Source organism: Pseudomonas sp. PB106, from assembly GCF_009764645.1.
GTDB lineage: Bacteria > Pseudomonadota > Gammaproteobacteria > Pseudomonadales > Pseudomonadaceae > Aquipseudomonas.
Genome location: NZ_RWIM01000027.1, coordinates 1 through 1,832, shown reverse-complemented (window position 1 = coordinate 1,832; position 1,832 = coordinate 1). Strand labels below are relative to the sequence as shown.

Annotated in this window: 1 protein-coding gene; it reads left to right on the top strand. The window is 59.6% G+C overall.

All coding sequences use genetic code 11. From position 1 onward, the window contains the following. The first annotated feature begins 181 nt into the window (after positions 1 to 181). Positions 182 to 1,765: a glutamate--cysteine ligase gene (gene gshA, locus EJA71_RS05160; protein WP_158954891.1), complete on the top strand. Its 1,584-nt coding sequence runs from the start codon at positions 182 to 184 to the stop codon at positions 1,763 to 1,765. Positions 1,766 to 1,832 lie beyond the last annotated feature (67 nt).

Genomic DNA, 1,832 nt, shown 5'->3' with positions numbered 1-1,832 from the left:
ATCTTTTGATTTTGTTTTGTAATAGCAAGATCAAAAGATCGCAGCCTGCGGCAGCTCCTACAGGGTATGTGTGCGGCTGACCGGCTAGAAAACCAGGCGATAACGCCAGTTTCAACTTCACCCTTGTAGACCGTCCTGCCCACCCCCATATTGGGGCGACTGACGCGTGAAGGAATCCAAATTGAGCGAACTTCTCAACCGCCGCCTGGCTCTGCTCGGCGAGCGCGCTAACCTCTCTCTGCTCGAGCAGTGCCTGCACGGTATCGAACGTGAATGCCTGCGCGTGACCAGCGAAGGTCGCCTGGCGCAAACGCCGCACCCCGAAGCCTTGGGTTCCGCGCTGACCAACGAACAGATCACCACCGACTACTCCGAGTCGCTGCTGGAATTCATCACGCCCGCCCTGCCGGATCCCGCCGACACGCTGGCGAGCCTGGACAAGATTCATCGTTTTGCCTACAGCAAACTCGGCAACGAGTACCTGTGGAGTCCATCGATGCCGTGCCCGTTGCCGGCCGAGGAAGACATCCCGATCGCCTACTACGGCACCTCCAACATCGGTCAGCTCAAGTACGTCTATCGCAAGGGCCTGGCCCTGCGTTACGGCAAGACCATGCAGTGCATTGCCGGGATTCACTACAACTTCTCCCTGCCGGAAAAGCTCTGGCCGCTGCTGCGTGAAACCGAAGGTTTTGTCGGCACTGACCGGGATTTCCAGTCGTTTTCCTACATCGCGCTGATCCGCAATTTCCGTCGCTACAGCTGGCTGCTGATGTACCTGTTCGGTGCCTCGCCAGCGCTGGACGCCGGTTTCCTGCGTGGTCGTTCGCATCAGCTGGAACAGCTCGATCCGGACACCTTGTATCTGCCGTACGCCACCAGCCTGCGCATGAGCGACCTCGGTTATCAAAGCAACGCCCAGGCCGGTCTGACGCCGTGCTACAACGATCTGGCGAGTTACACCGACAGCCTGCGCAAAGCCGTGGCCACGCCGTACCCGCCGTACGTTGAAGTCGGCACACACAAGGACGGTGAGTGGGTGCAGCTCAACACCAACATCCTGCAGATCGAAAACGAGTACTACTCCAACATCCGCCCGAAACGCGTGACCTACACCGGCGAGCGGCCGATTCAGGCGCTGGTGGCCCGTGGCATTCAGTACGTCGAAGTGCGTTGCCTGGACATCAACCCGTTCCTGCCGATGGGCATTGACCTGACCGAGTCGCGCTTCCTCGATGCGTTCCTCCTGTACTGCGCGCTGAACGACAGCCCGCTGCTGACCAATACCTCGTGCGGCAACGCGACGTCGAACTTCCTCAGTGTGGTTAAAGAAGGTCGTCGTCCGGGTCTTGAGCTGCAGCGTGACGGTGAGTCGGTCGAGATGAAGACCTGGGCTGCCGAACTGCTCGAGCAAATCGCCCCGCTGGCAGCGCTGCTGGATCAGAGCCATGGCGGCGATGCCCACAGCAAGGCGCTGGACATACAACTGGCCAAGGTCAGCGACCCGTCCCTGACACCGTCCGCGCAGGTGCTGGCGGCGATGGCTGAACACAAGGAAAGCTTCGCGCAGTTCTCGCTGCGCCAGAGCCAGGCGCATGCGGAGTTTTTCCGCAGCGAGCCTTTGGCGGCGGATGAGCAGGCGAAGTTTGAGGAACTGGCGCGTACTTCTCTGGCAGCGCAGGCTGAGCTGGAGCAGAACGAAGTGGGCGATTTCGATGTGTTTGTCGGTTCGTATCAGGCGAGTATTCTGGCGATCAGCAACTAAGCGCTGTCGATAAAAAAGATCGCAGCCTTCGGCAGCTCCTACATGGGAATGAGATTTCCTGTAGGAG